Origin of the sequence: Arthrobacter sp. Y-9 (genome assembly GCF_029690065.1) — a bacterium.
Lineage (GTDB): Bacteria > Actinomycetota > Actinomycetes > Actinomycetales > Micrococcaceae > Arthrobacter_E.
In genome coordinates this window covers 1832152-1858618 of the sequence record NZ_CP121463.1, presented here as the reverse complement: position 1 = coordinate 1858618, position 26467 = coordinate 1832152, and the positions used below count along the sequence as shown (strand labels likewise).

Sequence of the window (26467 nt, the reverse complement as noted above, 5' to 3'; positions counted from 1 at the left end):
CATGACTCATACGCGGCACCACGCACCCGAAGTGGATCCGGCAGCCCCCGGGCAGCCGGAGAACCCTTTCGTGCGGTTCGCGGCTCAGCCTGCCGCCTCGGGGCTTTACCGCCCCGAGGAGGAGAAGGACGCCTGTGGCCTCGCCATCATCGCCACCCTGCGGGGTGAGCCGGGCTACGACATCGTCGCCAACGCCCTTCATGCACTGCGCAGCCTGGAACACCGAGGCGCCGTCGGCGCGGACGAGGGAACCGGCGACGGTGCCGGCCTGCTGACGCAGATCCCGGACGAGTTCTTCCGCGCGGTCCTCGACTTCGAACTGCCCGCCCAGGGGCAGTACGCCGTCGGCACCGCCTTCCTTCCCGCGGTCCCCGGCGAGGCCGACGCCGCCCGTCAGGGCATCGAGGGCCTGGCCGGCGAGGAAGGCCTGTCGGTCATCGGCTGGCGCGAGGTCCCCATCCGCGCGGAGCTGGTCGGATCCATGGCCCGCGCCTGCATGCCGTTCTTCGCGCAGCCCTTCTTCGCGGCGCCCGACGGCGCTGAGCTGAGCCGGGACGAGCTGGACCGCCGCGTCTGGCGCATCCGCAAGCGTGCTCAGAACCGCTTCGGTGTCTACTTCCCGTCGCTCTCGAGCCGCACGATCGTCTACAAGGGCATGCTCACCACGGCCCAGCTCGAGCCGTTCTACCCGGACCTCTCGGACACCCGGTTCAAGAGCAAGCTCGCGATCGTCCACTCGCGCTTCTCGACCAACACCTTCCCGTCCTGGCCGCTCGCACAGCCGTTCCGGACGATCGCCCACAACGGTGAGATCAACACCGTGAAGGGCAACCGGAACTGGATGCGCGCCCGCCAGTCGCAGCTCGCCAGCCCGCTGCTCGGGAACTCCCCGGAGGATCTCTACCCGATCTGCACCCCGGGCGCCTCCGACTCCGCATCCTTCGACGAGGTCGCCGAGCTCCTCTGGCTGTCCGGCCGCCCCATCAGCCACGCGATCATGATGATGATCCCGGAGGCGTGGGAGAACCACACCGCCATGGACCCGGCCCGCCGTGCGTTCTACGAGTACCACTCCATGCTCATGGAGCCGTGGGACGGCCCCGCCGCGGTGTCCTTCACCGACGGCAACCTCGTCGGCGCGACGCTGGACCGCAACGGCCTGCGTCCGGGCCGGTACTGGATCACCGAGGACGGCATGATCGTCTTCGCCTCCGAGGTGGGCGTTCTGGACATCGAGCCGGCGAAGGTGGTCAAGAAGGGCCGCGTCTCCCCGGGCAAGATGTTCCTGGTCGACACCGGCGAAGGGCGCATCATCGCCGATGAGGAGGTCAAGGCGGAGATCGCCGCCTCCAACCCGTGGGCCGAATGGGTGGAGCAGAACCTCGTCAAGCTGGACGACCTCCCCGAGCGCGAGCACGTGGTCCACACCCCTGCCTCGGTCAACATCCGTCAGCGGACCTTCGGCTACACCACGGAGGAACTGAAGATCCTCCTCGGGCCCATGGCCCGCACGGGTGCCGAGCCCCTCGGCGCGATGGGCTCCGACACCCCGGTGGCCGTGCTCTCCGAGCGTCCCCGCGTCCTGTTCGACTACTTCGTGCAGTCGTTCGCCCAGGTGACCAACCCTCCGCTGGATGCCATCCGCGAAGAGCTCGTGACCTCTATGCGCTGCGCCGTCGGGCCCAATGGCAACATGCTGGACACCGGGCTGATCCGTCAGCCGCAGATCGCCCTGCCGTACCCCGTGATCAACAACGATCAGCTCTCGAAGATCGCGAACATGGAGAACGCCGACGGCGACCGCGTGGCCATCAAGGTCCGCGGCCTGTACCGTCCCGAGGGCGGTGAGCAGGCCCTCCGCACGCGCATCAAGGAGATCTGCGAGCAGATCTCCAGCGCGATCAACCGTGGCGTCCAGTACGTGGTGCTCTCGGACCGTGACTCGAACGCCCAGTGGGCGCCGATCCCGTCGCTCCTGCTGCTGTCCGCCGTGCACCACCACCTGCTGCGCAGCGCGAACCGCACCAAGACGGCCCTGCTGGTCGAGGCCGGCGACGTCCGTGAGGTCCACCATGTGGCGGTGCTGATCGGTTACGGCGCCTCCGCGGTCAACCCGTACCTCGCCATGGAGAGCGTCGAAGAGCTGATCCGCACCGGCGAACTGCGCGGCGTCACCCCGGAGACCGGCGTCTACAACCTGATCAAGGGTCTCGGCAAGGGCGTCCTGAAGATCATGTCCAAGATGGGCATCTCCACCGTGGCATCCTACTGCGGCGCGCAGACCTTCGAGGCCCTGGGTCTCTCGCAGGACCTCGTCGACGAGTTCTTCTCCGGCACCCACTCGCAGCTGGGTGGAGTGGGCCTGGACGTGATCGCTCAGGAAGTGCTCACGCGCCACCGGTTCGCCTACCCGGAAGAGGGCATCGAGCTCCCGCACAGCCCGCTCAACGGCGGCGGCGAGTACCAGTGGCGCCGCGACGGCGAACCGCACCTGTTCAACCCGGAGACGGTGTTCCGGCTGCAGCACTCCACGCGGGAGCGCCGCTATGACATCTTCAAGGAGTACACGCGCGGCATCGACGACCAGTCGGGCAAGCTCATGACGCTCCGCGGTCTCCTGAAGTTCAAGGAGGGCCTGCGCCCGTCCGTGCCGCTCGAAGAGGTCGAGCCGGTCTCCTCGATCGTCAAGCGTTTCTCCACCGGCGCCATGAGCTACGGCTCCATCTCCAAGGAAGCCCACGAGACGCTCGCCATCGCCATGAACCGTCTGGGCGCCAAGTCCAACACGGGTGAGGGCGGCGAGGATGTGGACCGTCTGCTGGATCCCGAGCGCCGCTCCGCGATCAAGCAGATCGCATCCGGTCGTTTCGGCGTCACGAGCCTGTACCTGAGCAACGCCGACGACATCCAGATCAAGATGGCCCAGGGCGCCAAGCCGGGTGAGGGCGGACAGCTCATGGCCCAGAAGGTGTACCCCTGGGTGGCCCGCACGCGGCACTCGACGCCCGGCGTCGGGCTCATCTCCCCGCCGCCGCACCACGACATCTACTCGATCGAGGACCTCGCACAGCTGATCTACGACGCCAAGCGGTCGAACCCGTCCGCCCGCGTCCACGTGAAGCTGGTCTCCGAGGTCGGCATCGGCACCGTGGCGTCCGGCGTGACCAAGGCGAAGGCCGACGTCGTGCTGGTCTCCGGACACGACGGCGGCACGGGCGCCTCGCCGCTCAACTCGCTCAAGCACGCGGGTGTGCCGTGGGAGCTCGGCCTGGCCGAGACCCAGCAGACCCTCATGCTGAACAACCTGCGTGAGCGCGTGGTCGTCCAGGTGGACGGTCAGCTCAAGACCGGACGTGACGTGGTCATCGCGGCACTCCTGGGCGCCGAGGAATACGGCTTCGCCACGGCGCCGCTGGTGGTGTCCGGCTGCATCATGATGCGCGTCTGTCACCTCGACACCTGCCCCGTGGGTGTCGCGACCCAGAACCCCGAGCTGCGGTCCCGCTTCACGGGCAAGCCGGAGTTCGTGGTGAACTTCTTCGAGTTCCTGGCGGAGGAGGTGCGTGAGATCCTCGCCGAGCTCGGCTTCCGGACCCTCGACGAGGCGATCGGGCACTCCGAGTACCTGGACAAGGAAGCGGCGATCACCCACTGGAAGGCCTCCGGTCTGGATCTCGATCCGATCCTGAACGGGCTGGACTTCGACGAGGACGCCCCGCTGCGCAACACCACCGGGCAGAACCACGAGCTGGACCAGCATTTCGACCAGCAGCTCATCCGTCTCTCGGCGGACGCCCTGGAACGCCGCGAGCCCGTCAAGATCACGCTCGGCGTGGTCAACACGGACCGTTCGGTGGGCACGATGCTGGGCCACGTGGTCACCAAGACGTTCGGGGTGGACACCCTCGCCCCGGACACGATCGACATCACCCTGACGGGCACGGCGGGTCAGTCGCTCGGCGCCTTCCTGCCGGCCGGCATCACGCTCCGGCTCGACGGCGACTCGAACGACTACGTCGGCAAGGGCCTGTCCGGCGGCCGCATCATCGTCCGACCGGACCGCCAGAACGTCTTCCCGGCGGAGCGGAACGTGATCGCGGGCAACGTGATCGGCTACGGCGCCACGAGCGGCGAGATCTACCTGCGTGGTCAGGTCGGCGAACGCTTCCTGGTGCGCAACTCCGGCGCCACCGCGGTGGTCGAAGGGATCGGCGACCACGGCTGCGAGTACATGACCGGCGGTCAGACGCTGATCCTGGGACGCACCGGCCGTAACTTCGGCGCCGGCATGTCCGGCGGCACGGCCTACGTGCTGGACCTTCGCCCGGAGAAGGTCAACAAGGATGCGCTGGAGAACGGCGAACTCAAGCTCTTGGAGCTGGACGCCGAGGACCGTGACATCGTGCACGGCCTGCTCAAGCGTCACGCGGAGGAGACCGGATCCCAGCTGGCCGCACGCCTGCTGGAGAACTTTGACGACACGGCCGCACGGGTGACCAAGGTCCTGCCCCGCGACTACGCGGCCGTACTGCAGACTCGACTGGACGCCCTCGAAGAGGGTCTCGACCCGGATGGCGAAGAGGTCTGGTCCCGTATTTTGGAGGTAACCGGTGGCTGATCCCCGTGGCTTTTTGAAGGTCCGCGAACGCGAGACCCAGCCTCGCCGCCCCGTTCCGGTCCGCATCATGGACTGGAAGGAAGTGTACGAGGCGCAGGAGAAGGGCGTCCTGAAGAGCCAGGCCGGCCGGTGCATGGACTGTGGCGTGCCGTTCTGTCACCAGGGCTGTCCTCTGGGCAACCTCATTCCCGAATGGAACGACCTCGTGTGGCGTGACCGTGGCCAGGAGGCCATCGAACGTCTGCACGCCACCAACAACTTCCCGGAGTTCACCGGTCGGCTGTGCCCGGCGCCTTGCGAGTCGTCCTGCGTGCTGGGCATCAACCAGCCTGCGGTGACGATCAAGCAGGTCGAGGTCTCGATCATCGACCAGGCCTTCGAGGAAGGCTGGGTCACGCCCCTGCCGCCGACCCGTCTGACGGGCAAGACCGTGGCCGTGGTCGGTTCCGGCCCGGCCGGCCTCGCCGTCGCGCAGCAGCTCACCCGGGTGGGCCACACCGTGGCCGTGTACGAGCGGGACGACAAGATCGGCGGCCTGCTGCGGTACGGCATCCCGGACTTCAAGATGGAGAAGGACCACCTGGACCGCCGTTTGGAGCAGATGAAGGCTGAGGGCACCCGCTTCCGTCCGGGCGTCAACGTGGGCGTCGACGTCACGTGGGAGCAGCTGCGCCGGCGTTACGACGCCGTCGTGGTCACCACCGGCGCCACCGCGCCCCGTGATCTCCCGATCCCCGGCCGCGAGCTGTCCGGCGTGCACTACGCCATGGACTACCTGGTGCCGTCCAACCGCGTGGTCGCGGGGGAGGAGCCGGAGAACCACATCGACGCCCGCGGCAAGCACGTGGTCATCCTCGGCGGCGGTGACACCGGCGCCGACTGCATCGGAACCGCGCACCGCCAGCAGGCGGCGTCGGTGACGACGCTCGCGATCGGCAAGCAGCCCCCGGCCGAGCGCCCCGCTCACCAGCCGTGGCCGCTGTTCCCGACCCTTTTCGAAGTGGCCAGTGCCCATGAGGAGGGCGGTGAACGCACCTACCTCGCGTCCACCGTCGAATTCGTGGGGGAGAACGGTCAGCTCACCGGCATCAAGGTCGCGGAGACCGAGTTCGTGGACGGCAAGCGCCTTCCCAAGGCCGGCACCGAGCGGATCATCCCGGCCGACCTGGTCTTCCTCGCCCTCGGATTCACCGGCGCGGAGCCGGCCGGGATCACCGAGCAGATCAAGGCGGAGTTCGACGGCCGCGGCAATGTCAGCCGCGACGCCGAGTACATGACCAGCACGGAAGGCGTCTTCGTTGCCGGCGACGCAGGCCGTGGCCAGTCACTGATCGTGTGGGCGATCGCCGAGGGCCGTGCGTGCGCGGCATCGGTGGACCGGTTCCTGACCGGGAGCACCATCCTCCCGGCTCCCGTGGCGCCCACAGATCGAGCCATCTCGCTGCTCTAGGCCCAAAGGCCTGCACGAGATTTTCAGCAGAAGTCAACCTTCCGTAAAAAGCAATGAACTAGGTTAGGTATATGAGACGCGCAAAGATTGTGGCCACTTTCGGCCCCGCCCTGGGCACCTATGAGAAGGCCCTCGAGGTCATCCAGGCGGGCATGAATGTGGCCCGCCTGAACATGAGCCACGGCGATCACTCCATGCACGATGTCAACTACGAGAACATCCGCAAGGCTTCGTCGATGCTCGGTGTGGCCGTGGGCATCATGGCCGACCTTCAGGGGCCCAAGATCCGTCTGGGCAAGTTCGTCAACGATGAGAAGCACTTCCTGGAGGTGGGGGACCAGTTCACCATCACCACGGAGAACGTGCCGGGCACCAAGGAGATCTGCTCCACCACGCTCAAGAGCCTCACCGAGGACGTCCGTCCCGGTGACACCCTCCTGATCGACGACGGCAAGGTCGCCCTGCGCGCCGTGAGCGTCGACGAGGTCAAGGTCGTCGCCGAGGTCACCGTGCCGGGCTACGTGTCCAACAACAAGGGCATCAACCTGCCCGGTGTCGCCGTCAACGTCCCCGCCCTGAGCGAGAAGGACGAGACCGATCTCCGCTGGGCGCTGCAGCGCGGCGTCGACATGATCGCATTGTCCTTCGTGCGCGATGCCACGGACATCACCCGTGTCCACGAGATCATGGACGAGGAAGGCCGGAAGATCCCGGTCATCGCCAAGATCGAGAAGCCGCAGGCCGTGGACCAGCTGCACGACATCGTGGACGCATTCGACGCGATCATGGTGGCCCGTGGCGACCTCGGCGTCGAGCTGCCCCTCGAAGAGGTGCCGGTCGTCCAGAAGAAGGCCATCGCCGAAGCCCGTCGCTGGGCCAAGCCGGTCATCGTGGCCACCCAGGTGCTCGAGTCCATGATCGAGAACCCCCGCCCCACCCGTGCTGAGGCCTCCGACTGCGCCAATGCCGTGCTGGATGGCGCCGACGCCGTCATGCTCTCCGGTGAGACCAGCGTGGGCAAGTACGCGATCGAGACGGTCAAGACCATGGCCCGCATCATCGAGTACACCGAGGAGAAGGCTCTGGATCTCGTTCCGGCCCTCGGTTCCAAGCCGAAGACCCGTGGCGGCGCCATCACCCTGGCCGCCGTGGAGATCGCCGACCAGCTCGACGCCAAGTACATCTGCACCTTCACGCAGTCCGGTGACTCGGCCCGCCGCCTGTCCCGTCTGCGCCCGAAGAAGCCGATCTTCGCGTTCACCCCGGTGGACCAGGTCCGCAACTTCCTGGCCCTGACCTGGGGCATCCAGCCGATCCAGGTCCCCATGGTGAACCACACCGACGCCATGACGGCCCAGGTGGACACCTTCCTGACGGATCTGGAACTGGTCCAGGACGACGACCTCGTGGTGATCGCCGCCGGTTCGCCTCCCGGACAGGCCGGCTCCACCAACTCCATCAAGGTCCACAAGGTGGGCGACCTGGCCGACACCGGCCGCGCCGGCCAGGAGGGCCGCCGGGAGCCGATCGGCCCCTGGCCCGCCAAGAAGAAGAAAAAGAAGTAGCGTCTCGCTGCGTTCCCCGAGGGGGCGGTCCGGATGGGCCGCCCTCTCGGGCGTTCCCGGGGGGCTCTCCTGCGGACTCGGCAGCCGCGGTGCGCACAGCAGCGGTGAGAGAACGACGACGGCGGCGCACCCGGAGTGGGTGCGCCGCCGTCGTCGTCGGCTGACTGAGCGGGAGCTCAGTTCACCTGGTTGATGATGGTCTCCGCGACTTCGCGCATGCTGAGGCGGCGGTCCATGGAGGTCTTCTGGATCCAGCGGAAGGCCTCGGGCTCGGAGAGGCCCATCTTGGTGGTGAGGAGGCTCTTGGCGCGCTCCACGAGCTTGCGGGTGGCGAACTGCTCCTTGAGGTCCACCACCTCCTTCTCGAGGGCCTTGATCTCCTCGTGGCGGGACAGCGCGATCTCGATGGCCGGGATCAGGTCCGCCGGGGTGAAGGGCTTGACCACGTAGGCCATGGCGCCGGCCTCGCGGGCGCGCTCGACGAGTTCCTTCTGGCTGAAAGCGGTCAGGAGCACGACGGGGGCGATCCGGGCCTTCGCGATCTGCTCGGCGGCGCTGATGCCGTCCATGACGGGCATCTTGACGTCCATGATCACCAGATCCGGCTTGTGCTCTTCGGCGAGCTCGACGGCGCGCTGGCCGTTGTCGGCTTCGGCGACGACGTCGTAGCCTTCACCGCGGAGGATCTCGATGATGTCGAGGCGGATGAGGGTCTCATCCTCGGCGACCACGATGCGCTTGGCGGGGCCGGTGGTGGTTTCAGTGGTGTCCTGGGCAGGGGATTCGCTCACAGGGTCTCCTTTAACGAGGGGAACGGGGACAACAGTGTCAGGTCTATGGCGCCGTTGCCAGTGGCCCTGATGGGCAATTTGACGCTCTTAGCCTATCGCCATGTAGAGTTATCACGCGTATGCGGCCCGCGTGATGTCGCGGACCGTTTCGGTGCCTGCCCGAGTGGCGGAATTGGCAGACGCGCCGCACTCAAAATGCGGTATCGAAAGGTGTGTGGGTTCGAGTCCCACCTCGGGCACCGAATGAAGGGCCGGTCGGATGACCGGCCTTTTGTCGTCAGTGGACTCACCGACCTGCCGCGTCCACGACCCTGCGCGCCGTCTCGGACGGTGTGAGGTGGGTGGTGTCGACGAGTTCAGCCACCCGAGGGAGCCACGTGCCGGCGGCTTGGGCGTACGGTTCCAGGTGCTTCAGCCGGAACGGCGAGTTGGGCCCCAGAACCAGGTCGCCCGCGATGCGTGACCGGAGCGTGCCCGTATCGGCGTGGAGCACGACGTGCTTCACCGGGATGCCATACCCGGCCAGACCAGAGCTGATCTCGCGCCAGTACGCCTCGACGAGCACCGTCATCGGGATGATCAACGTGCCGCCCGTGTATTCGAGCACCTCACGGGCCGTCTCCACCACGAGCGATCGCCACGGGGGCCAGTGCTGGAAGTTGTCCGTGGCGGGGAGGCCGGGGGAGATGTCCATGAGCGTCTCGCCGACCTTTTCGGCGTCGAATACCCGAGATCCCGGGATGAGCTGCTGCACCAGCGCCGCCGTCGTCGTCTTGCCGGCTCCATGGGTGCCATTGATCCACACGATCATGAGGCCTCATGCTAATGCGCTGTGTCGTCGCCAGCCTCTCCAACGATGACGGACTGACGATAATTGAACCCGTGACTGCTGTCAGAAAGACCATCCGCCGGAATGATGGCACTATCATCTCCCTCTTTGACCAGGGCGGAGAGGGCCCGACACTCATACTGCTTCACGGCCTTGCAGGGAGCGCCCGTGAATTTCTGCCGACGGCCGCTTCTTTGAAAGGCCGATTCCGCGTGCTGGCAGTCGATCAGCGGGGCCATGGCCTGAGTACCCGCAGGCCAGCGGATCTGACGCGCGATGCGTTCGCGCAGGACGTCGTCGCGGTCATCGAGGAACTGGCGCCTGGCCAGGCGGTCGTAGTGGCAGGGCAGTCCATGGGTGCTCATACGGCATTCCTGACGGCCGCCGCGAGACCCGATCTCATCGACCGCCTGATCATGCTCGAGGGCCACCCTGGAGGCAATGAAAATCCCTCGGAAGCCGTCCGGATCGGGCAATTCTTCGCGAGCTGGCCGCCAGTCTTCCCGAATGTGGAGACCGCACGGGAAGCGCTTGGAAGCTCGGAACTGGCCCGCGCTTGGATCGCCGACCTCGAACCCATCTCGGCAGGATGGCGGCCACGGTTTGATGCGGACGTCATGCAGCGTGTCATTGAGCACGTCCATGTGCCGCGTTGGAAGGAGTGGGAGCAACTGAAGGTACCCACCGTCGCTATTTTCGCCGAGAACGGGATGTTCACGGACGGCGAAAAAGACGAGATGATCAGACGGCGCCCGGACACCCGTCGGGTCGACCTACCCGGCGGCGGTCACGACGCGCATCTCGACGCCTTGACGCAGTGGCTCTCTGTTCTGGATCGAGCGCTGACTGCAGGCATTCCGTAAGGAAATCCTGCCCGCCGCCCAATGGCCCGCAGGCGTGTGACGATTGGTCAACTGGAAGTGAAATTTCAGTCTCACTCTTGACCCGCAAGTTACTGACAAGTAGGTTTCAAGCTATCAGCGCGCCTTACCCCTGGGTTCACGGCTTCGTGGGCCTGCCATTCACGGAACAAAGACGTCCCGAAAGGCCACCATGACATCGTTGACCCGCCGCGTCGCCACTGCGGCCGCGGTTTCACTGCTCACCGTCCTCTCGCTGTTGCCCGGGGCCCCGGCCCAGGCGGCTCCTCTCACCGATCCGGGTGACGCGACCCGGCCCGCGTTCTATCAGGCGCCGGCACAGCTCCCGGCCCAGAACGGCGCCGTCATCAAGGCCGAACCGGCGCCCTTCCACCTGGACCCTCTCAATCTGCGCGGCACGCTCATCACGTCCCAGCGGATCATGTACAAGACGACCAACCGGACCGGCGCCCCTGTCGGTGTCACCGGCACGGTGATCACTCCCAAGACCGCCTGGTCCGGTCCCGGAAAACGACCGTTGATCTCGTTCGCCGTCGGCACGCAGGGCCTTGCTGACCAGTGTGCTCCTTCCCGTCTGCTGGCCTTCGCGGCGGAGTACGAAGAGGTGTTCGTCGGCACGCTGCTGAGCCGGGGTTACGCCGTCGCGATCACCGACTACGAGGGACTGGGCACTGCGGGCATTCACACCTACATGGACCGCGCCTCCCAGGGCCGCGCCGTGCTGGACATGGCCCGGGCAGCCATCGCCCTTCCGGGGACCGGGCTGAGCCCGCAGTCACCGATCGGCGTCGACGGGTATTCGCAGGGTGGCGGGGCCGCGGCGGCCGCGGCCGAACTCGCCCCGAGCTATGCCCCGGAACTCCAGATCAAGGGGGTCTCCGCCGGAGCCGTTCCCGCGGACCTCACCGCGGTCGGAACGTCGCTGGACGGCGGCCTGTACGCCGAGTTCATGCTCTTCGCGCTGGACGGGCTGTTCAGCTCCTACGGTGTCGACCCGGCGTCGTTCCTCAACGCTGCCGGGCAGGCCAAGGCCGTGGAGGTCTCCAACCACTGCGTCTGGAACCTGCCGCAGAACAGCTACGTGAAGATGTCGAATCTGTCCTCCTCGGGGCAGTCGTTCACGCAGCTTGCCCAGCAGGCGCCGATCTCGACGATGCTGGCGGATCAGCTCATCGGGCGCGCGCGTCCCGGGGCTCCCGTGCTGATCACGCATTCCGTCGCCGATGACGTGATCCCGTACCGGGTCGGCAAGGGGCTGGCTCAGCGCTGGTGCACGTCGGGGGCGACCGTGAACTTCGTTCCGACTCCGGTGCCGACCCACGTCGGCGGAGCGGCGCCGCACTTCGCGGCGACCCTGGCGTTCTTCGAAGCGCGGTTCCGGGGCCTTCCCGCGACGAACAACTGCTGGACGCTCTGACCGTCCAGAGCGGTCCGTCCCGGTTCAGGATGCTTCCGGGACGGACCGACGGCCGGCCCCGGCATTCCAGCTCCCGGACGGCGCCGTCACCTGGGCGCGCAGCCGCGGGGTGATCAACAGCTGATCGTCCCGGGTGATGCAAAGCGCATCGATGTTCCCTCCCGAAACGCTGGCCTCCAGAGCCCGACGGCCTCCCGCCATGATCGCCGTGGCGAGGACGTCGGCGGTGACGATGTCCGGGCCGAGTACCGAGACCTGGAGGAAGTCGGCGTGACCGGGAGGTCCCCAGATGTGCTCACCGCGCTCGGCGACGCCGGACGTGGCCAGGGCGGGCCAGGGTTCCCCCAACTGGACCGACGTGATGAGGGCTGTTCTGTCCAGAGGGTCCACGATGCCGACCGTCCACGCCATGGTCCCGTTCCGTCCGGACACCAGAACATCGCCACCGGCGTTGAGCAGCCAGTGCCCGGCGCCCGCTGTGAGGAGCCGGTTTCCCGCCGCCTCCATCGCCTCGGCCTTGACGAGTCCCGAGAGGTCGAGGACGCCGTTGGGTGATCGAGTCCGGAACGACCCGTGCGTGGCGTCCTCCCAGCCGGTGGCGCGATGCAGCGTGGACCGGAACTCCGGGCTGACTGCGGTCAGCTGCAGTTCGCCCCGCGCCAGTGCGCTGACTTCAGAGTCCGCGCGGTAGAGGCTGAATCGCCGGTCCCGGTCATGGAACTCGCGTTCGACGGCGGCCAGCACCTGGGCGGCGGGCGGCGGCCCCGGCGTCAGCAGGCTGATCACGGTCCCCATGGAGGTGAACACCGTTCGGCTCATGGCTAAGTCCTCCAATCCCACATCACTGCGCCTGGTCCAGCGCCGCCTGGAGGGACTGCAGATAGCCCTCAGACGTGTAGGTCGCACCCGAGACCGAGTCAACCGACGCCGACTGGGCCGCCAGCACCTCCTGCCGCAGGATCGGTGCGGCCATACTGCTGATCTGCTGGGACCGCCCGTCCTGGTCCGTCAATTGCAGGGCGATGACGTCCGTGATCGTGCCCTGGGCGAGGACCACCTGAACCTGGACATTGCCGTAGCGCGTGCTGATGACGCTTCCCGTGTAGGTGCCACTCGCCTTGGCCCCCGACGACGTCGCCGCGTCCGTCGGTGCGGAGCCGTCGGCTGTGCTGCCGGTGCCGGACCCGCCTCCCGTACCCGCGGTGGGCTGAGATCCGGCAGCGGAACGCGCCCCAGTCGATGGGGTGACGGATCCGGCGGCAGAGGCCACGGTCTGCGATCCAGGGACCTTGCTCGCGCTCCACGAGCCCAGCAGGATGGCCGCGGCAGACAATGCTCCACCCCAGGCTGCCCGGGCCCTCACCAGTCGAACCTTTCCACATGGATCTGGGAGTCCTTCAGGCCTGCGCTCCTGGCCTCGCGGACCACCAGATCAGTCCAGGCCGAAGGCCCGCAGACATACAGATCGGACTCGGTGATCCGGGGGAACACCGATTCCAGGCTGACACCCCGCTGCACCGCGGCCGCCGAGAGCCAGGGGGACCGGACTGTTGACCTGGGTCCGAGGTCCGCGAAGCACTCGGCTCCGTAGCGTCGGCTCAACGCGAGCATCTCGTTCCAGAGGTACAGCTGGGATTCGTCGCCCGCCCGGAGCAGGATGGTGGCTTCACCGGGTGCCGGGGCGAGCTCTTCGAGCAACGAGCGGATCGGGGTGACCCCGATCCCGGCCGCCACGAGCGCGACCGATCGCTTGGTTCGGGCGGCTTTCGTGAAGAGGCCATAGGGGCCCTCGAACATCACCGGCGTGCCGGGACGCAACGCACTGAGCGCACGCGTGCCGGAACCGGTGAGCCGCACCGTGAGCCGCACTCCGCCGTCGTCACCCCGGGCCGAGAACGACAGCGGATGCGCGTGCCACCAGTCACGGACCGTCAGGAAGCGCCAATTCGCGTACTGTCCGCCGCTCAGGGGCAGACGGTGTCCCGCACGGCCCCGGAGGTGCAAGGATACGACATCCGGAGCGATCCACTCGACTGCTTCCACCCTGAACCGGTGCCGTAGGGAGAGCGCCACCGGCTTCACGACCCGGAACCAGAGAATCGCGGCGTACGCCAGGACGTACAGGAGGATCCAGTAGCTCCGCTGCGCGGTGCCGTCCGCGAGCACCCCGCCCACACTGAGCTGGTGCGGCAGCGCGAACAGCACTGCGGCGTAGCTGAGGAGATGGACCACGTGCCAGAACTCGTAGGCGAAGCGGCGGCGGACGGCGACGAGCGAGGTCACCACGACGGTGAGCAGGAGAGCGAATGCGATGTAGGCGTACAGCAGATCCCCGACGCCGAGGAAGGACATCGTCTCCGCGATGACCGAGGTTCCGTCTTGCAGGGCATAGCCGACAGTCAGAAGAACGGCGTGAGCGGTGAGCAGGTAGAGCACCGGCTTGCCCAGGCTGCGGTGCCAGCCCATGACCACGTCCTGACCCACCGCCCGGTCCAGCCACGGGATCCGCGCGGCGAGCACCACCATGATCAGGATGAGGTTGGTGCCTGCAAGGCCGGTGACGATCCCGAGACCGTTGACGGCGTCGGCCGGTGAGGCGATGGCCGCGAGACCGCCGTTGAGGAGATACAGACCGACCGCGAGCGCGGTCGACGCCCAGCCGACGACGACGGCGAGGTCGGCGACCAGCAGCCGGCGGCGCAATGCCCGGCGCCAGGTCCGCCCGGGGTCGGCCGGGCGCGGAGCCTCCTCCGCAGGTGTCCACCTCGTGCCGGCGATCGTGTCCATGGTCGTGCTCCTGGGCCAGTGGCCCGAGGACGATCCGTCAGGCCTAGTGGCTACCACTTTCGCCTGGGGTGCTGTGCCCGTGCTGTGTGATGGCCATGGCGCAGCGTAGAAGGCGGATACCTGGGAGGCTGCGCCGCCCTCAGATCCCCAGGCTGAGCCCGATCATGGTCAGCGTGACCGCGAACCCGGTCAGGTAGTTGAGCCACAAGAACCTCCGCCAACCGGGCCGGGTCCGTTCCGACGTCTCATCCCGCACCCCGAGATACGGGGCGACATTGAGGAGGTAGGGGATCACGAGCAGCCCGGTCCAGCGGGCCGGTCCTCCGGTCACCAGGAGGACCACGCCCGCGGCGGCATAGCAGACCACCACGAACGCGAGGGTCACGCGGCTCCCGAGCAGCGTGCCGATCGAGTCGATGCCGGCTTCGCGGTCCGGGAGGATGTCCTGGATCGCCCCGAAGGCGTGGCTCGCCATGCCCCAGAGGAAGAAGGCGCAGAGCACGCTCACGCCGACCGCGGCGTCGTCAGCCTTCACGACCGCCGAACCGCCCGGAGCCCACCCGGCGAGGACCAGACCGTACAGCGCGGGGGAGACGAAGTGCGTGCTGGAGGTGATGGAGTCCAGGACCGGCTTCTCTTTGAACCGCAGCCCCGCGACGCTGTACGCGGCGACGGCGAACAGCGAGACGGCGAGCACGAGCCAGCTCCACGGCCCGCCGCCGAGCACCAGGGCGATGACGAACGGCACGCACGAACCCCACACCAGGTACAGCACGGGCCGGTGCAGCGACGGGTCCAGCACCGCGCCCTCGACACCTCCCTTGCGGGGGTTGCGGAGGTCGGATTCGTAGTCGAACACGTCGTTCGTGCCGTACATCGCCGCGTTGTAGGGGACCAGGAAGAACAGCGTGCCGACCACGAGCTTCCAGTCGACCACTCCGGCGGTCAGGAAGTACGCGGCGGCGAAGGGGAAGGCGGTGTTGGGCCAGGAGATGGGACGGGACGCCACGAAGACCTTGCGCAGCAGATCAGCTGTCAGTGTCATGGCCGTCCTGCCTCTCGCGTCCACGGAGGAGCCCCCAGAGCGCCGGGAGCATCAGGGCCGCCGCCACCGGGTAGGCGAAGTCCTCCACAGGAACGTGGCCGAGGTGCGCTCCGCTCAGGCTCGCCGGGTCATAGGAGAACAGTCCGACGGCGATCATCACGTTGTCGAACACCGCCGTGAGCGCCAGCAACACGACGCCGGCACCCGCCACCGCGGGCCAGCTCACCCTGGTGTTGTCCCGCCGTCCGTCGCGTCGCCGGGCGGCCCTCGCCACTCCCGCGGTCACGGCGCAGCAGACGACGAGGAACACGGCGTCCAGCGCAAGGTAACTCATGAGCCCACCCGCTTCCGGCGTCGCTCCTGAATGCTGTCGAAGACCCGTTCGGCGCCCGCGAACAGCACGAGCGCCGTGTAGCACAGGAATGCCAGGAACACCGGCTCCTCCAGGGGAAGCTCCGGGGCCAGGAGCACTCCGGTCATGTGCGCCGAGTCGCCGTGCCGGAAGATGCCCAGTCCGATCGCGACCAGATCCCACGCCAGGAAGAACACGGTGCCGAGCAGCACGACCAGCGCGGCCGACCGAGGGGCGCGCCACAGCACCAGACGCCAGCGCCGATCGAGCACCGCCATCCCTGCGGCGCTCACGAGCAAGGCGATCAGATAACTCACAAGGCCTCCAGGGGAGTGGTCCGCGCCGGCGCCGGCTCGGCGGGTCCAGGACGCCGCTCTCCACGTACTCGCTTGAGCACGAGTTCCGCGCTGATCAGGCACATCGGCAGCCCGATTCCGGGCCGGACGGAGGCCCCGGCGTAGTGCAGCCCCTGAACCTTACGGCTCACATTGCCGGGCCGGAAGAAGGCGCTCTGCCGCAGGGTGTGGGCGAGCCCCAGGGCGCCGCCGCGCCAGGCGTTGAAGTCCGCTGCGAAGTCGGCCGGGCCCAGGGTCTTCCGCACCACGATCCGTGAGGCGAGGTCCGGGATTCCGGCCCAGGCGGCGATCTGATCGACGGCGTGGTCCACGGCCGCTTCGACCATCGCGGAGCCGTTGCCGTCGACTCCGCCGCGTCCCCACTCGGGGCGGGCGGGGGAGGGGACGAGGATGAAGAGGCTCTCGTCGCCTGCCGGGGCGACGCCCGGGTCGCTCGCGCTCGTCTTGCTGACGTAGATCGAGGTGGTTTTCGGCAGCGCGGCGGGATCGGGGATCTCGTGCGGTGTGCCGGGGTCGCTGATCCAGTCGAAGTCGGTGCGCCAGTCACGGCTGAAGAACAGATTGTGGTGACTCAGCTCAGGCAGCGGGCCGCGGACGCCGAGGCAGGCCAGGAACGCCCCCGGTCCCGGGTCGCGCCGACGCCAGGTCTTCTCCGGGTGGGTGCGGAGTTCCTCGGGCAGGAGGGCGTTCTCCAGATGGTGCAGATCCGCCGCGCCCACCACGAGATCCGCGGCGTGACGATGCGAGGCGCCGGCGTCGTCCGTCCATTCGATGCCCGCGACGGCGGCGCCGCCGACGCCGAGGGACGTGAGGATCCGCGTCACCCGTGCCGAGGTGACGATGCCGGCGCCCGCCGCGACGCTGAGGCGGGCCATCGCGTCGATGAACGCCGCGAAGCCACCCTGCGGGTAGAGGACGCCTTGTTCCAGGTCGAGGTGGCTCATGAGCTGATACAGAGCCGGGGCCTTGTAGGGCGTCGTGCCCAGGAACACCGCGGGGTATCCCAGGATCTGCTGCTGCCGGTGGTCCCGGAATCGCCGCCCGGTCGCTCCGGCGAGCGTCTGGCCGAGTGCTGCCAGGAGCCGGGGGACACGTCGGATGATCTCCGGGTGGGTCAGGAACCGGGCCGAGGAGAAGTCGTCGTAGAGGAAGTGCCGCACCGCGGTGTCGTACATGTCCCCGGCCTCACGGAGGTATCGCGTGAGGTCGCTTCCGCTGCCGGGGTCGAGCTCGTCGAACAGCGCCGCTGCCGGGCGCGAACCGACAGGGATGTCCTGCGGGCTCACCTCTCCTTCGAAGAACGTCCGGTATCCCGGGTCCAGGCGGGTGAGTGTGAGCTCTGCCTCCGCGGATGTCCCCATGAGCCGGAACCAATGGTCGATGACCTCCGGCATGAGGTACCAGGAAGGCCCGGTGTCGAAGCGGAACCCGTCCTTCTCCCAGCGCCCGGCCCGGCCGCCGATCTGCTCGCCCTGATCGAACACGGTGACCTCATGACCGTCGCGCGCGAGCAGGCCCGCCGTCGCCAGTCCGGAAGCGCCCGCGCCGATCACCGCGATCCGCAAGCGGTCCTGGGAACGGGCGCTCATGCGGCGACCTCCCGTCCCGCGCCGCGGGCCGGGCCGAGCCCGAGCAGCACCGCGCCGGCGAGGCAGGCCTTCTCCCGGCCGGGGACGCGGACCCGTTCGTGGGCCACCACCTCCGCAGGGGTCGCCGCGAGCCTGTCGGTGAGTGCCGAGAACAGCGCGTAGGCGAGCTCCACGGCTTTCCGGCACGACGCCGGCAGCCGCCGCACGCCCGGGAGCGCGGCCCGCAGATCAGTCCGGACGCCCTCGACCAGCGCCTGCTTCTGCGCTTCGTCGAACGCCCCGGGCTCGACACCGGGGAAGTACCCGCGGCCGAGCTCCGCGGTGTCCTCGCAGAGGTCCCGCAGGAAGTTGACCTTCTGAAACGCCGCGCCCAGGCGCCGTGCCGGTTCGGCCAGTTCCTCCCACCGCCCTCCGGCAGTGGAGGCGTGCGCATCCTCCGCGCTGAGGAACACCCTCAGACACATCAGCCCGACCACCTCGGCGGACCCGTAGATGTACGTCTCCACCGATTCCGCCGTGTGCGGGACCGCGACGCAGTCCCGGCGCATGGAGGCGAAGAACGGTGTCACCAGGGATGGGTCGATGCCCGTCCTGCGGGCGGTTTCCGCGAAGGCATGCACGACGGGATTGGCGCTGTACCCACAGTCCAAGGCGAACAGTGTCTCCCGTTCCAGGCCGTCGAGGCAGGCGAGCACCTCCTCGGCTGTGAAGCCCGCGTGAGCCGCCGCGCCGTCCACCACCTCATCGGCCAATCGGACGAGCGCGTACACGTTGGCGATGTCCTGCCGGACCGGCCGGGGGAGCAGGCGGCACGCGAGGGAGAACGACGTCGAATACCGCCGGATGATGACGACCGATCCGGCGCTCGCGGCCAGCGAATAGCGTTGCAGAGGGTCGGGTTGATGGCGGCCCGGCTTCGTCCCGGTGCGCACCTTCAAGGAAAGAGACATCAGTTCTCCCGGTGCAGGACGTGGTTGCAGATGCGGGTCAGGTCGGTCCGCAGGGGCGCCGGCAGTCCGGCGTCCGCGGCGTCCTGGAGCGCCTCGCTGACGAGTTCGTGGGCCAGCGCCAGGGCCGAGTCGTCCGCGCCCGCACGGTGCAGCGCCGCTTTCAGGGCCTCGACGTCGTCGGTGCCGGCCACCGCGTGCAGGCGAGAGGAGACCTGCGGGTCTCGCTTGCCGAGGGCCGTCAGGGCCGTCATCTTGCCGCCGCGCAGATCGGACGTCACCGACTTTCCGGTCTGTCCTGGGTCGCCGAAGGTGCCGAGGACGTCGTCGATGACCTGATAGGCGATGCCGACTTTCTCGCCCAGCAATTCAAGGGCCGCGGCCGCAGCGGCGGGAGCTCCGGCCAGCAAGGCTCCGGCTGCCAGTGGAGCGGCGAACGAGTACACGGCCGTCTTCTGGCGTTCCATCTCCAGCACATCCCCCAGCGAGATGGAAGCGTCCTGGGCGATCAGGATGTCTTCGAGCTCTCCACTCGCGGCGTCGGCGACGGCGCGGTCCATGAGGTCGGCGATCGCCTGACGGGCGGGCTCCGGGCAGTCCAGTTCGCGCACGGCGCGGAAGGCGGCGGCCAGGAGCATGTCCCCGGCGACGATGGCGACCGAGCGGCCGACGTGGCGCGCTTCCTCCTCCGGCATCCCGCGCTCGAGAGCGCCTCGGCCGTAGATCCCGGCGATGTTCGTGCGTCCCCGTCGGGTGAGGTCCTGATCGATCACGTCGTCATGGATCACGAGCGCCGCGTGCAGCAGTTCGAAGGCCGCCCCGAGAGCCGAACACCGCAGGGCGTCCGTGCCGCCGAACGCCGCATAACTTGTCCAGACGAGCTGAGGACGGAGCCGTTTGCCGCCCTCGAAGGAGTCCGCCAGATGGCGCCACAGTCCGCGGGCCTGCACGGAGTTGGTGGCGTCGATCTCCGAGGTGATGATGTCCACGATCTGCTCGTCCACCAGGCGGGACGTGCGGGGCCACTCGGCGACGGCGGGTGCCGTGGGTGCCGCCGTGGGCTGCTGTCGGGTGGTGTGGGTCTCGGGGAGGTGAAGTTCCGGCGCCGTCCACGCCGTCTGGGTCGCACTGCTCATGTCCACTCCTTGACTCGTTCGGCAGAACTGCCTAGCTCTTAGAACATCTAGCTTGTTGTATATCTCGACTATCTACAAATATGGTTGTCTAGGAACGCTCGATTGTCCAGAGGAGGACACCATGTCGATGGCACTGCAGTCCCCGAAGTCGCACCTCGTCCCGGCCGTGGCGACGCTTGCGGCCGCTCTTCTGGCGCTGGTCCTGGCGGCCGGAGGGTCCGGGGCGTTCGGTCTGACTCCGGTAGCCTCCGCGGCGGGAGGCTACCTCTCCAGCACCGCCACTCCGCTGGCTCCGGCCAACGCCGCCTTCGGCATCTGGAGTGTGATCTACCTGGGGCTCCTGGCCTATGCGGTGTGGCAGCTCGGTCGCCGGGCTCGGAGGGACGCGCTGCAGCAGCGGCTCAGGCCGTGGGCCGCCGCGTCCATGTTGCTCAATGCCGCGTGGCTCTGGGCCGCCCAGCTCGGCAGTCTCCCGGCCACCCTGGTGGTCATGATCCTGCTGCTCGCGGTCCTGTGCCGGATTCTCGTGCTGACCGAGGGCGTCACGCCCCGGGCAGGCGCGGAGTGGGTGCTGAGCGTCGCCGTCTTCGGCCTCTATCTCGGCTGGATCTGCGTCGCCACCGTGGCGAATGTGGCGGCGGTGCTCACGTGGGCCGGCGTCGCCTGGCCCGAGGTGCCGGCGTCGGTGGCGGTGCTCGCCGTCGTCGTCCTGATCGGATGGGCGCTCGCGCGCCGCGGGGCCTGGGCTCCGCTGGTGTCCATGGTCTGGGGAGTCGCCTGGATCGCCGTCGCGCGCTGGCAGGGTCCTCGCTACTCCGGCGACGTCGCGCTCGTGGCGCTCCTCGCCGCCATCGCTGTGGTGCTGGGAGCGGCGCTGCTCCTGGTACGGCGCCGGACGGTCAGGGCCTAGCCCGATGCTGACCGAGACCAGGGAGTGGCGCTGTTCGTCCAGCGCTCAGGACGTGTGGCGCGTGATCGACGCGTACGGCTCGTCCGGCATCGCGACGCCGGCGGGCCGGGGCAAAAGCTATTGGTGCATCGAGTCCGTGGAGCCGGGCCGGTCGGTCCTGCTGCGCGCCGGGCGCCTGCGCCAGGGCCGCCTCTGGCTGGAGCTCTCCCTGGCCGACCTGGGGAACGAGTGCGTCTGCCGGCAGCGGGTGATCTTCCTGCCGCATCACGACCGGTCGGCGCGGCTCCACTGGGCCAGGCTCCTGCCGTTCCGGCGGAGAGTGCTGCGCGGCATCGGCGAGCGCCTGAACCGTCACCTCGCCCACGACCCCCTTGCGGAAAGGCCTTCATGAACTACTCGGCGTACGACACCTCACTCGTCCAGCTGGTCTCCGAGCATGGGGAGCTGCTCGGCACGGCGCCCAAGGCGACCGTGCACACCACGACGACGCCGCTCCACCTCGCCTTCTCCTGTCACCTCGTGGACGGGCAGGGGAGGGTGCTGCTGACGAGGCGGAGCCTCTCCAAGGCGGCATGGCCGGGAGTCTGGACCAATTCCTTCTGTGGCCATCCGGCGCCGGGGGAGCCGCTGGAAGAGGCCGTCCGGCGTCGCGCGCGGGAGGAACTCGGGCTGGAGATCACCGAGGTGCGCAGCGTGCTGCCCGATTTCCGGTACCGGGCCGTGGACTCCAGCGGCGTGGTGGAGCACGAGATCTGTCCGGTGTTCGTCGCCAGGATCGACCGTGACCCGGAACCGTCTCCAGAGGAGGTCGATTCGTGGGCCTGGGCGTCTCCTGACCGCGTGGACCAGGCGATCACCGCGACGCCCTTCGTTTTCAGTCCCTGGCTCGTGCTCCAGCACGCGGCGCTGGGCCGTGAGCTTTGGGTGACCTCGCACGACCAGTAGCCGCCGGACCGCCCGCGAGCGCGGCGAAACGCCCCGTCCGGGCAAGAACCCGGGCGGAGCGTTCCGTTTCGCTCGCTGTGCTCAACTGATCTTCTTCCGGTAGGCCGCGATCGCCAGCACGTAGGCGACCACGAGGATTCCGACGCACCAGGCCAGCGCGACCCAGATGTCGCTTCCCACCGGTTGTCCGGCGAACAGCGCCTGGATCGTGTTCACGATCGAAGTCACGGGCTGGTTCTCGGCGAACCACCGCACCGGACCGGGCATGGTGGCCGTCGGCACGAAGGCCGAGCTGATGAACGGCAGGAAGATGAGCGGATAGGAGAAGGCGCTCGCGCCGTCGGTGGTCTTGGCACTCAGGCCTGCGATGATGGCGAGCCAGGTGAGCGCCAGGGTGAAGAGCAGCAGGATCCCGATGACGCCGAGCCAGGCGAGCACGCTCGCTCCGGTGCGAAAGCCCATGAGGAACCCGACGCCGAAGATGATCACCAACGTGATCCCGTTGGCCACCATCGAGGTCAGCACGTGAGCCCAGAGCACGCTGGACCGGGCGATCGGCATGGAGTGGAAGCGCTCGAAGATCCCGCTCTGCAGATCGGTGAACAGCCGGAACGCCGTGTACGCGATGCCGGAGGCGATGGCGATGAGCAGGATGCCCGGCAGCAGGTAGTTGACGTAGTTCTCGGTCCCGGTGCTCTGTCGGAGCGCTCCTCCGAACACGTAGACGAAGAGCAGCATCAGGGCGATCGGGGTGACCGCCGTGGTGATGATGGTGTCCGCGCTGCGGAAGATGTGCCGCAGGGAGCGGCCGGTGAGTGTTGCGGTGTCCGCGAGCGCATGGGTGCTCATGACGCGTCCTCCTTCTGGGTCTGACGTGGACCGATGAGCTGGAGGAAGATCTCCTCGAGCGTCGGCTGCTTCTCGACATACTCCACCGTGGCCGCCGGAAGGAGCTGTTTGAGCTCCGCCAGGGTGCCGTTGGCGATGATCCGGCCTTCGTGCAGAATGGCGATGCGGTCGGCCAGATGCTCCGCCTCGTCGAGGTACTGCGTGGTCAGCAGGACCGTGGTGCCGCCGGCGGCGAGACCCTTGACGACCTCCCAGACTTCGAGGCGGGCTTCGGGGTCGAGTCCGGTGGTCGGCTCGTCCAGATAGATCACCTCGGGGTGCCCCACCAGGCTCATCGCGATGTCGAGACGGCGCCGCATCCCTCCGGAATAGCTGCCGGCCTTCCGGCCGCCGGCCTCCGTGAGACGGAAGGCCGCCAGGAGTTCGTCGGCGACGCCGCCGGGATCGGGGACGTGTCGGAGTTTCGCGACGAGCACCAGGTTCTCCCGGCCGGTGAGGATCTCGTCCACGGCCGCGAACTGTCCGGTGAGGCTGATGACTTCGCGGACGCTCAGGCCTTCACGCGCGACGTCGTGGCCCAGCACCGTGGCGGTGCCGGCGTCGGCCCGAAGGAGGGTTGAGAGGATCCGCACCATGGTGGTCTTCCCGGCGCCGTTCGAGCCGAGGAGGGCGAAGATCCCGCCTCTTTCGACCTCGAAATCGACGCCGCGGAGGACCGGGAGGTCCTTGTAGGACTTCTCGATGCCACGGACGGAGATGGCCGGCGCGCTCATGGCCTGTCCTCCTGCGTCTTCGCGTCATCGACCGCCTTGATGAGGCGGGCGCGCTCCTTGTCGATCCACTGGGCGCCACCGTAGGACTGGGCGTAGTTCTCGGCGAATTCCACGGGGTCCTCGCCGACGATGGCGATGATGGGGGTGCCGTCCAGCGCCGCACGCTCCCAGAGGTCGGCCAGGTCCAGGAACATCTGGACGAGGGTGTCGCCGTCGGTGATCCCGCCGTAGTACATCGAGTAGCGGTGCTGGGCGTTGGCCACCTCACGGTATGGGGAGGGGAGGGCGTCGAGCCGGGCCTTCGCCTGGCGGTACTGCTTCTTCTGTTCGAGCGATCCGGTGAGCGCTTCGATCCACTTCGCGGCCATGATCAGTTCTCCTTGTTTCCGGTCTTGTTCAGCTGTTCGATGTGCTGTGCGAGGAACGTCCAGGTCTTCCAGAACTCGTCGAGCTCCTGGGCTCCCTGCGCGTTGAGGGTGAACACCTTGCGGGGCGGTCCCTTCTCACTCGGCACCTTCTGGACGTCCACGAGCTTCTTCTGCTCGAGCCGCACCAGGAGGGCGTAGATGGTGCCCTCCGCGATGTCGGCGAAGCCCCGGTCCCGCAGGCGCGCGGTGATCTCATATCCATAAGCCGGCTGCTCGGCCAGGAGGGCGAGGACGATGCCCTCCAAGGTGCCTTTGAGCATCTCGGTCATCTGCTTGCCCATCGGTTCCTCCTTTCACTACTCGGTAATACTTGGTACCACTAGAAAGTATCACTGACTACTGGTACTTAGCAAGACTGAATAGCGAGATTTCGGAAAGAATCTCGACGGCGGTTCAGGGCAGTGCTGGAACGCCCGGGCGGGCGCCTCAGCCTTCGAGGATCACCAGCTCCCGGGTCGCCCTGGTCATGGCCACGTAGCGGTCCACGGCGACCTCGATGCCCGCCCCGAAGCCCGCCGGGTCCACGAGCACCACCAGGTCGAACTCGAGGCCCTTGGCCTCTTCGGCCGTCAGGAACGTCACCCGGGGATCATCCGCCGGGTCCTCCGCCTGCCGGTGCTCAGCCTCGTCCTCCGGGACGGCGCGGATCACGCAGGCGATCCCCTCGGTGTTCTCCGCCAGCCAGGTGCTGAGCATCGTGTCCAGTTCGGCGACCGCACCGCGCCGGACCGGAACACCGCTGCTCCGGACCGACGTCGGGACGTTCGCGTCCGGCAGTGCGGAACGGATCGCGGGCGCGGCCTCGGCCATGACTTCCTCGGGGGTGCGGTAGTTGATGCTGAGCGCGCTCACGCGGGCCCCGGGAACGCCGACCCGTTCGAGCCGTTCGGCCCAGCTTTCCGGGAATCCCTGGCGGGCCTGCGCGCGGTCTCCAACGATCGTCAGGCTCCCGGACGGACACCGCGCCAGAAGCATCTGCCACTCGGCGTCACTGAGTTCCTGGGCCTCATCCACGATCACATGCCCGAACGGGCCGGCGAGCAGATCGGGAGACGGCGCGCCCACGAGCCCTTCATCGCCCAGGCCCTCCTGCAGGTCCTCGCCCTTCAGCATCGACATCACCAGCATCTCGGAGTCGTCCGCGGCGATCAGATCCTCCACCACCCGGTTCATCACGTCACGCTCCGAGGCCTGCTCCGCCCGCCGGCGGCGAACACGCCGGGCTTCTTCGGGGTCGCCGAGACGGAGCCGGGCCGCGTCCAGGAGGGGCAGGTCCTCCAGGGTCCAGGCCCGGGGTTCCTCCCGCTGCAGAACACGGACCTCCTCGGGGGTGAGCCACGGCGCGCAGAGGGACAGAAAGGCCGGCACCCGCCACAGATCGCCCACCACCACCGTGTGCTCGAGCAACGGCCACGCGCGGTTGAACACGGCCGCGAGCTCCCCGTTGCGGGCGAGTGCCGAGCGGAGAGCACCGTCGGGGGCCTCGCCGTCGTCGGTCGTGGCCACCAGAAGCGTGAGCAGTTCGTCCCAGACCTCCGCACGCGCCTCATTGTGGGGCGTGCCGGGCGCCGGGGCGGCGAAGGCCTCGGCCCAGGCATCGGGACTCACCCACACATCCTGGTACGGAGTTTCCACGAGCAGCCCCTCCGTGGGCGGCTCCTCATAGAACCGGACCGCCTTCTCGATGGCTCGCACCATCTCCGCGGACGACTTGAGGCGGGCGACCTTCGGATCGCGTTCGGCGCGGGCTGCGGCCCCCTCCGGCACCAGATCGCGGATGGTGCAGGCCTGCACGCCCTCTTCGCCCAGGCCGGGCAGCACATCCGCCACGTAGGACAGGTAATGCCGATGCGGACCCACCAGCAGCACGCCGCCCCGGCCGCGGCTCAACCGTGGATCCGCGTACAGGAGATACGCCGCACGGTGCAGGGCCACGACCGTCTTCCCGGTGCCCGGGCCGCCGTCGACCACGAGAGCGCCCTGCGACGACGCACGGATGATCGCGTCCTGATCGGCCTGGATGGTGCCCAGGACATCCCGCATGCGCGGCGTGCGGCTGTGGCCCAGGCTCGCGATGAAGGCGGACAGATCGCCGAGCGATGCCGCACCCTCCACTCCGCCGGGGGAGAAGGCCTCATCCCAGTAGTCGACGATATGGCCGCCGCTCCAGCGGTAGCGACGCCGACTTCCCACCCCTTGCGGGTGTGCGTGGGTCGCGCCGGAGAACGGCTCGGCCGCGGGTGCGCGCCAGTCGACCAGGAGGCGCTCGCCGTCGGCATCCGTCAGGCCCAGTCGGCCGATGTAGACCGGCGCCGAGCCGTCGGCGGGCACGAATCGCCCCAGACACAGGTCGAGCCCGTATCTCTCCAGCGCGCGCAGCCGACCGGTGAGGCGCCGGATCTCGGCGTCGCGGTCCACGGCCTGCTGACCGGACCGGCCGGGGGCGCGGCGTGCGGCGTCCAGCCGCTCTGAGAGGTCGGAGCGGGTGCGGTCGAGGTTGTCGGCGATGGCGGCGAAATGCCGTTCGTCGTCCGCGATCAGGGCCGGGTCGGCCTTGGCGGCGAGGCGTTCGGGGAGCTGGAAGACGCTGGACGGGGTGATGGCGGCCACGATGGCTTCTCCTCGGATCGTGTCGGTGGACCCCTTACTGTGCAGCATCCGGGGGGCCTTGCCGCAAGCCCCCCGGTGCGCTATAGATTGAAAGTGAGGAAGGGTGTTCCCTTCCTTTGCTGTGTGTCGTCCGGTTGTCACTGCACGGTGTCTCCGCACGTCGTCATCACCCTTTTCTTCTCCGCCGGG

Annotated in this window: 24 protein-coding genes and 1 tRNA gene; 9 read left to right on the top strand and 16 right to left on the bottom strand. The window is 68.2% G+C overall.

Annotated features, from left to right (window positions below; translation table 11 throughout):
• Nucleotide 1 precedes the first annotated feature (1 nt).
• The 3 genes from gltB to pyk all read left to right on the top strand — a co-directional run bounded on the left by gltB (nt 2) and on the right by pyk (nt 7633).
• Nucleotides 2-4618: a glutamate synthase large subunit gene (gene gltB, locus P9849_RS08235; RefSeq protein WP_278266373.1), complete on the top strand. Its 4617-nt coding sequence runs from the start codon at nt 2-4 to the stop codon at nt 4616-4618.
• Nucleotides 4611-6068: a glutamate synthase subunit beta gene (locus tag P9849_RS08230; protein ID WP_278266372.1), complete on the top strand. Its 1458-nt coding sequence runs from the start codon at nt 4611-4613 to the stop codon at nt 6066-6068. Before gltB ends, P9849_RS08230 begins: the two co-directional genes overlap by 8 nt.
• A 71-nt stretch (nt 6069-6139) precedes the next feature.
• Nucleotides 6140-7633: a pyruvate kinase gene (pyk, locus tag P9849_RS08225; RefSeq protein ID WP_278266371.1), complete on the top strand. Its 1494-nt coding sequence runs from the start codon at nt 6140-6142 to the stop codon at nt 7631-7633.
• A gap of 176 nt (nt 7634-7809) precedes the next feature.
• Here the strand turns inward: pyk and P9849_RS08220 are convergent, their stop codons facing one another.
• Nucleotides 7810-8424, bottom strand: a complete 615-nt coding sequence (locus tag P9849_RS08220) for a response regulator (RefSeq protein ID WP_278266370.1) — start codon at nt 8422-8424, stop codon at nt 7810-7812.
• 157 nt (nt 8425-8581) lie between these two features.
• On the opposite strand from P9849_RS08220, the gene P9849_RS08215 reads away from it, so the two are divergent.
• Nucleotides 8582-8663: transfer RNA gene (locus P9849_RS08215), tRNA-Leu, on the top strand.
• Nucleotides 8664-8710: 47 nt separating this feature from the next.
• On the opposite strand, the gene P9849_RS08210 is transcribed toward P9849_RS08215, so the two are convergent.
• The gene (locus tag P9849_RS08210) at nt 8711-9235 is read right to left on the bottom strand and encodes an AAA family ATPase (RefSeq protein ID WP_278266369.1); all 525 of its coding nucleotides are present in this window, start codon (nt 9233-9235) and stop codon (nt 8711-8713) included.
• Nucleotides 9236-9306: 71 nt separating this feature from the next.
• Between P9849_RS08210 and P9849_RS08205 the strand changes: the two genes are divergently transcribed.
• Entirely contained in the window at nt 9307-10116 is an 810-nt protein-coding gene (locus P9849_RS08205) for an alpha/beta hydrolase (protein ID WP_278266368.1), read from the top strand.
• Nucleotides 10117-10306: 190 nt separating this feature from the next.
• Nucleotides 10307-11551 carry a lipase family protein gene (locus P9849_RS08200; protein ID WP_278266367.1) on the top strand — a complete coding sequence of 415 codons (1245 nt, stop codon included), beginning with the start codon at nt 10307-10309 and terminating at the stop codon, nt 11549-11551.
• A gap of 24 nt (nt 11552-11575) precedes the next feature.
• Here P9849_RS08200 and P9849_RS08195 read toward each other — a convergent pair whose 3' ends face one another.
• From P9849_RS08195 to P9849_RS08155, 9 genes are all read right to left on the bottom strand, one after another.
• Complete coding sequence (locus P9849_RS08195; RefSeq protein ID WP_278266366.1) at nt 11576-12370, bottom strand: FAD:protein FMN transferase; 795 nt, start codon at nt 12368-12370, stop codon at nt 11576-11578.
• A gap of 22 nt (nt 12371-12392) precedes the next feature.
• Nucleotides 12393-12914, bottom strand: coding sequence for an FMN-binding protein (locus tag P9849_RS08190; RefSeq protein ID WP_278266365.1), 522 nt, complete (start codon nt 12912-12914; stop codon nt 12393-12395).
• Complete coding sequence (locus tag P9849_RS08185) at nt 12911-14338, bottom strand: ferredoxin reductase family protein (protein ID WP_278266364.1); 1428 nt, start codon at nt 14336-14338, stop codon at nt 12911-12913. Before P9849_RS08185 ends, P9849_RS08190 begins: the two co-directional genes overlap by 4 nt.
• Before the next feature lie 139 nt (nt 14339-14477).
• Nucleotides 14478-15383 carry a prenyltransferase gene (locus tag P9849_RS08180; protein ID WP_278266363.1) on the bottom strand — a complete coding sequence of 302 codons (906 nt, stop codon included), beginning with the start codon at nt 15381-15383 and terminating at the stop codon, nt 14478-14480.
• Nucleotides 15367-15717 carry a lycopene cyclase domain-containing protein gene (locus tag P9849_RS08175; RefSeq protein WP_278266362.1) on the bottom strand — a complete coding sequence of 117 codons (351 nt, stop codon included), beginning with the start codon at nt 15715-15717 and terminating at the stop codon, nt 15367-15369. The genes P9849_RS08180 and P9849_RS08175 overlap by 17 nt, the downstream gene beginning before the upstream one ends.
• Nucleotides 15714-16013, bottom strand: coding sequence for a lycopene cyclase domain-containing protein (locus P9849_RS08170; RefSeq protein ID WP_278269138.1), 300 nt, complete (start codon nt 16011-16013; stop codon nt 15714-15716). The genes P9849_RS08175 and P9849_RS08170 overlap by 4 nt, the downstream gene beginning before the upstream one ends.
• Nucleotides 16014-16048: 35 nt before the next feature.
• Entirely contained in the window at nt 16049-17680 is a 1632-nt protein-coding gene (gene crtI / locus P9849_RS08165; protein WP_278266361.1) for a phytoene desaturase family protein, read from the bottom strand.
• Entirely contained in the window at nt 17677-18630 is a 954-nt protein-coding gene (locus P9849_RS08160) for a phytoene/squalene synthase family protein (RefSeq protein WP_278266360.1), read from the bottom strand. The genes crtI and P9849_RS08160 overlap by 4 nt, the downstream gene beginning before the upstream one ends.
• Nucleotides 18630-19763 carry a polyprenyl synthetase family protein gene (locus P9849_RS08155; RefSeq protein ID WP_278266359.1) on the bottom strand — a complete coding sequence of 378 codons (1134 nt, stop codon included), beginning with the start codon at nt 19761-19763 and terminating at the stop codon, nt 18630-18632. The genes P9849_RS08160 and P9849_RS08155 overlap by 1 nt, the downstream gene beginning before the upstream one ends.
• 121 nt (nt 19764-19884) lie before the next feature.
• On the opposite strand from P9849_RS08155, the gene P9849_RS08150 reads away from it, so the two are divergent.
• The 3 genes from P9849_RS08150 to idi are packed head-to-tail and all read left to right on the top strand — an operon-like array spanning nt 19885 to nt 21618.
• The gene (locus P9849_RS08150) at nt 19885-20673 is read left to right on the top strand and encodes a tryptophan-rich sensory protein (RefSeq protein WP_278266358.1); all 789 of its coding nucleotides are present in this window, start codon (nt 19885-19887) and stop codon (nt 20671-20673) included.
• A gap of 4 nt (nt 20674-20677) precedes the next feature.
• Nucleotides 20678-21064 (top strand): hypothetical protein, encoded by a 387-nt coding sequence (locus P9849_RS08145; protein WP_278266357.1) that lies wholly within the window; start codon nt 20678-20680, stop codon nt 21062-21064.
• Nucleotides 21061-21618, top strand: a complete 558-nt coding sequence (gene idi / locus P9849_RS08140) for an isopentenyl-diphosphate Delta-isomerase (RefSeq protein WP_278266356.1) — start codon at nt 21061-21063, stop codon at nt 21616-21618. The genes P9849_RS08145 and idi overlap by 4 nt, the downstream gene beginning before the upstream one ends.
• An 81-nt stretch (nt 21619-21699) precedes the next feature.
• On the opposite strand, the gene P9849_RS08135 is transcribed toward idi, so the two are convergent.
• From P9849_RS08135 to helR, 5 genes are all read right to left on the bottom strand, one after another.
• Nucleotides 21700-22467, bottom strand: a complete 768-nt coding sequence (locus tag P9849_RS08135; protein ID WP_066212411.1) for an ABC transporter permease — start codon at nt 22465-22467, stop codon at nt 21700-21702.
• Entirely contained in the window at nt 22464-23240 is a 777-nt protein-coding gene (locus tag P9849_RS08130; protein WP_278266355.1) for an ATP-binding cassette domain-containing protein, read from the bottom strand. Before P9849_RS08130 ends, P9849_RS08135 begins: the two co-directional genes overlap by 4 nt.
• Complete coding sequence (locus P9849_RS08125; protein ID WP_278266354.1) at nt 23237-23608, bottom strand: DUF1048 domain-containing protein; 372 nt, start codon at nt 23606-23608, stop codon at nt 23237-23239. Before P9849_RS08125 ends, P9849_RS08130 begins: the two co-directional genes overlap by 4 nt.
• A gap of 2 nt (nt 23609-23610) precedes the next feature.
• Nucleotides 23611-23949 (bottom strand): PadR family transcriptional regulator, encoded by a 339-nt coding sequence (locus tag P9849_RS08120; protein WP_066212415.1) that lies wholly within the window; start codon nt 23947-23949, stop codon nt 23611-23613.
• 145 nt (nt 23950-24094) lie between these two features.
• Nucleotides 24095-26326, bottom strand: coding sequence for an RNA polymerase recycling motor ATPase HelR (helR, locus tag P9849_RS08115; protein ID WP_278266353.1), 2232 nt, complete (start codon nt 26324-26326; stop codon nt 24095-24097).
• Nucleotides 26327-26467 lie beyond the last annotated feature (141 nt).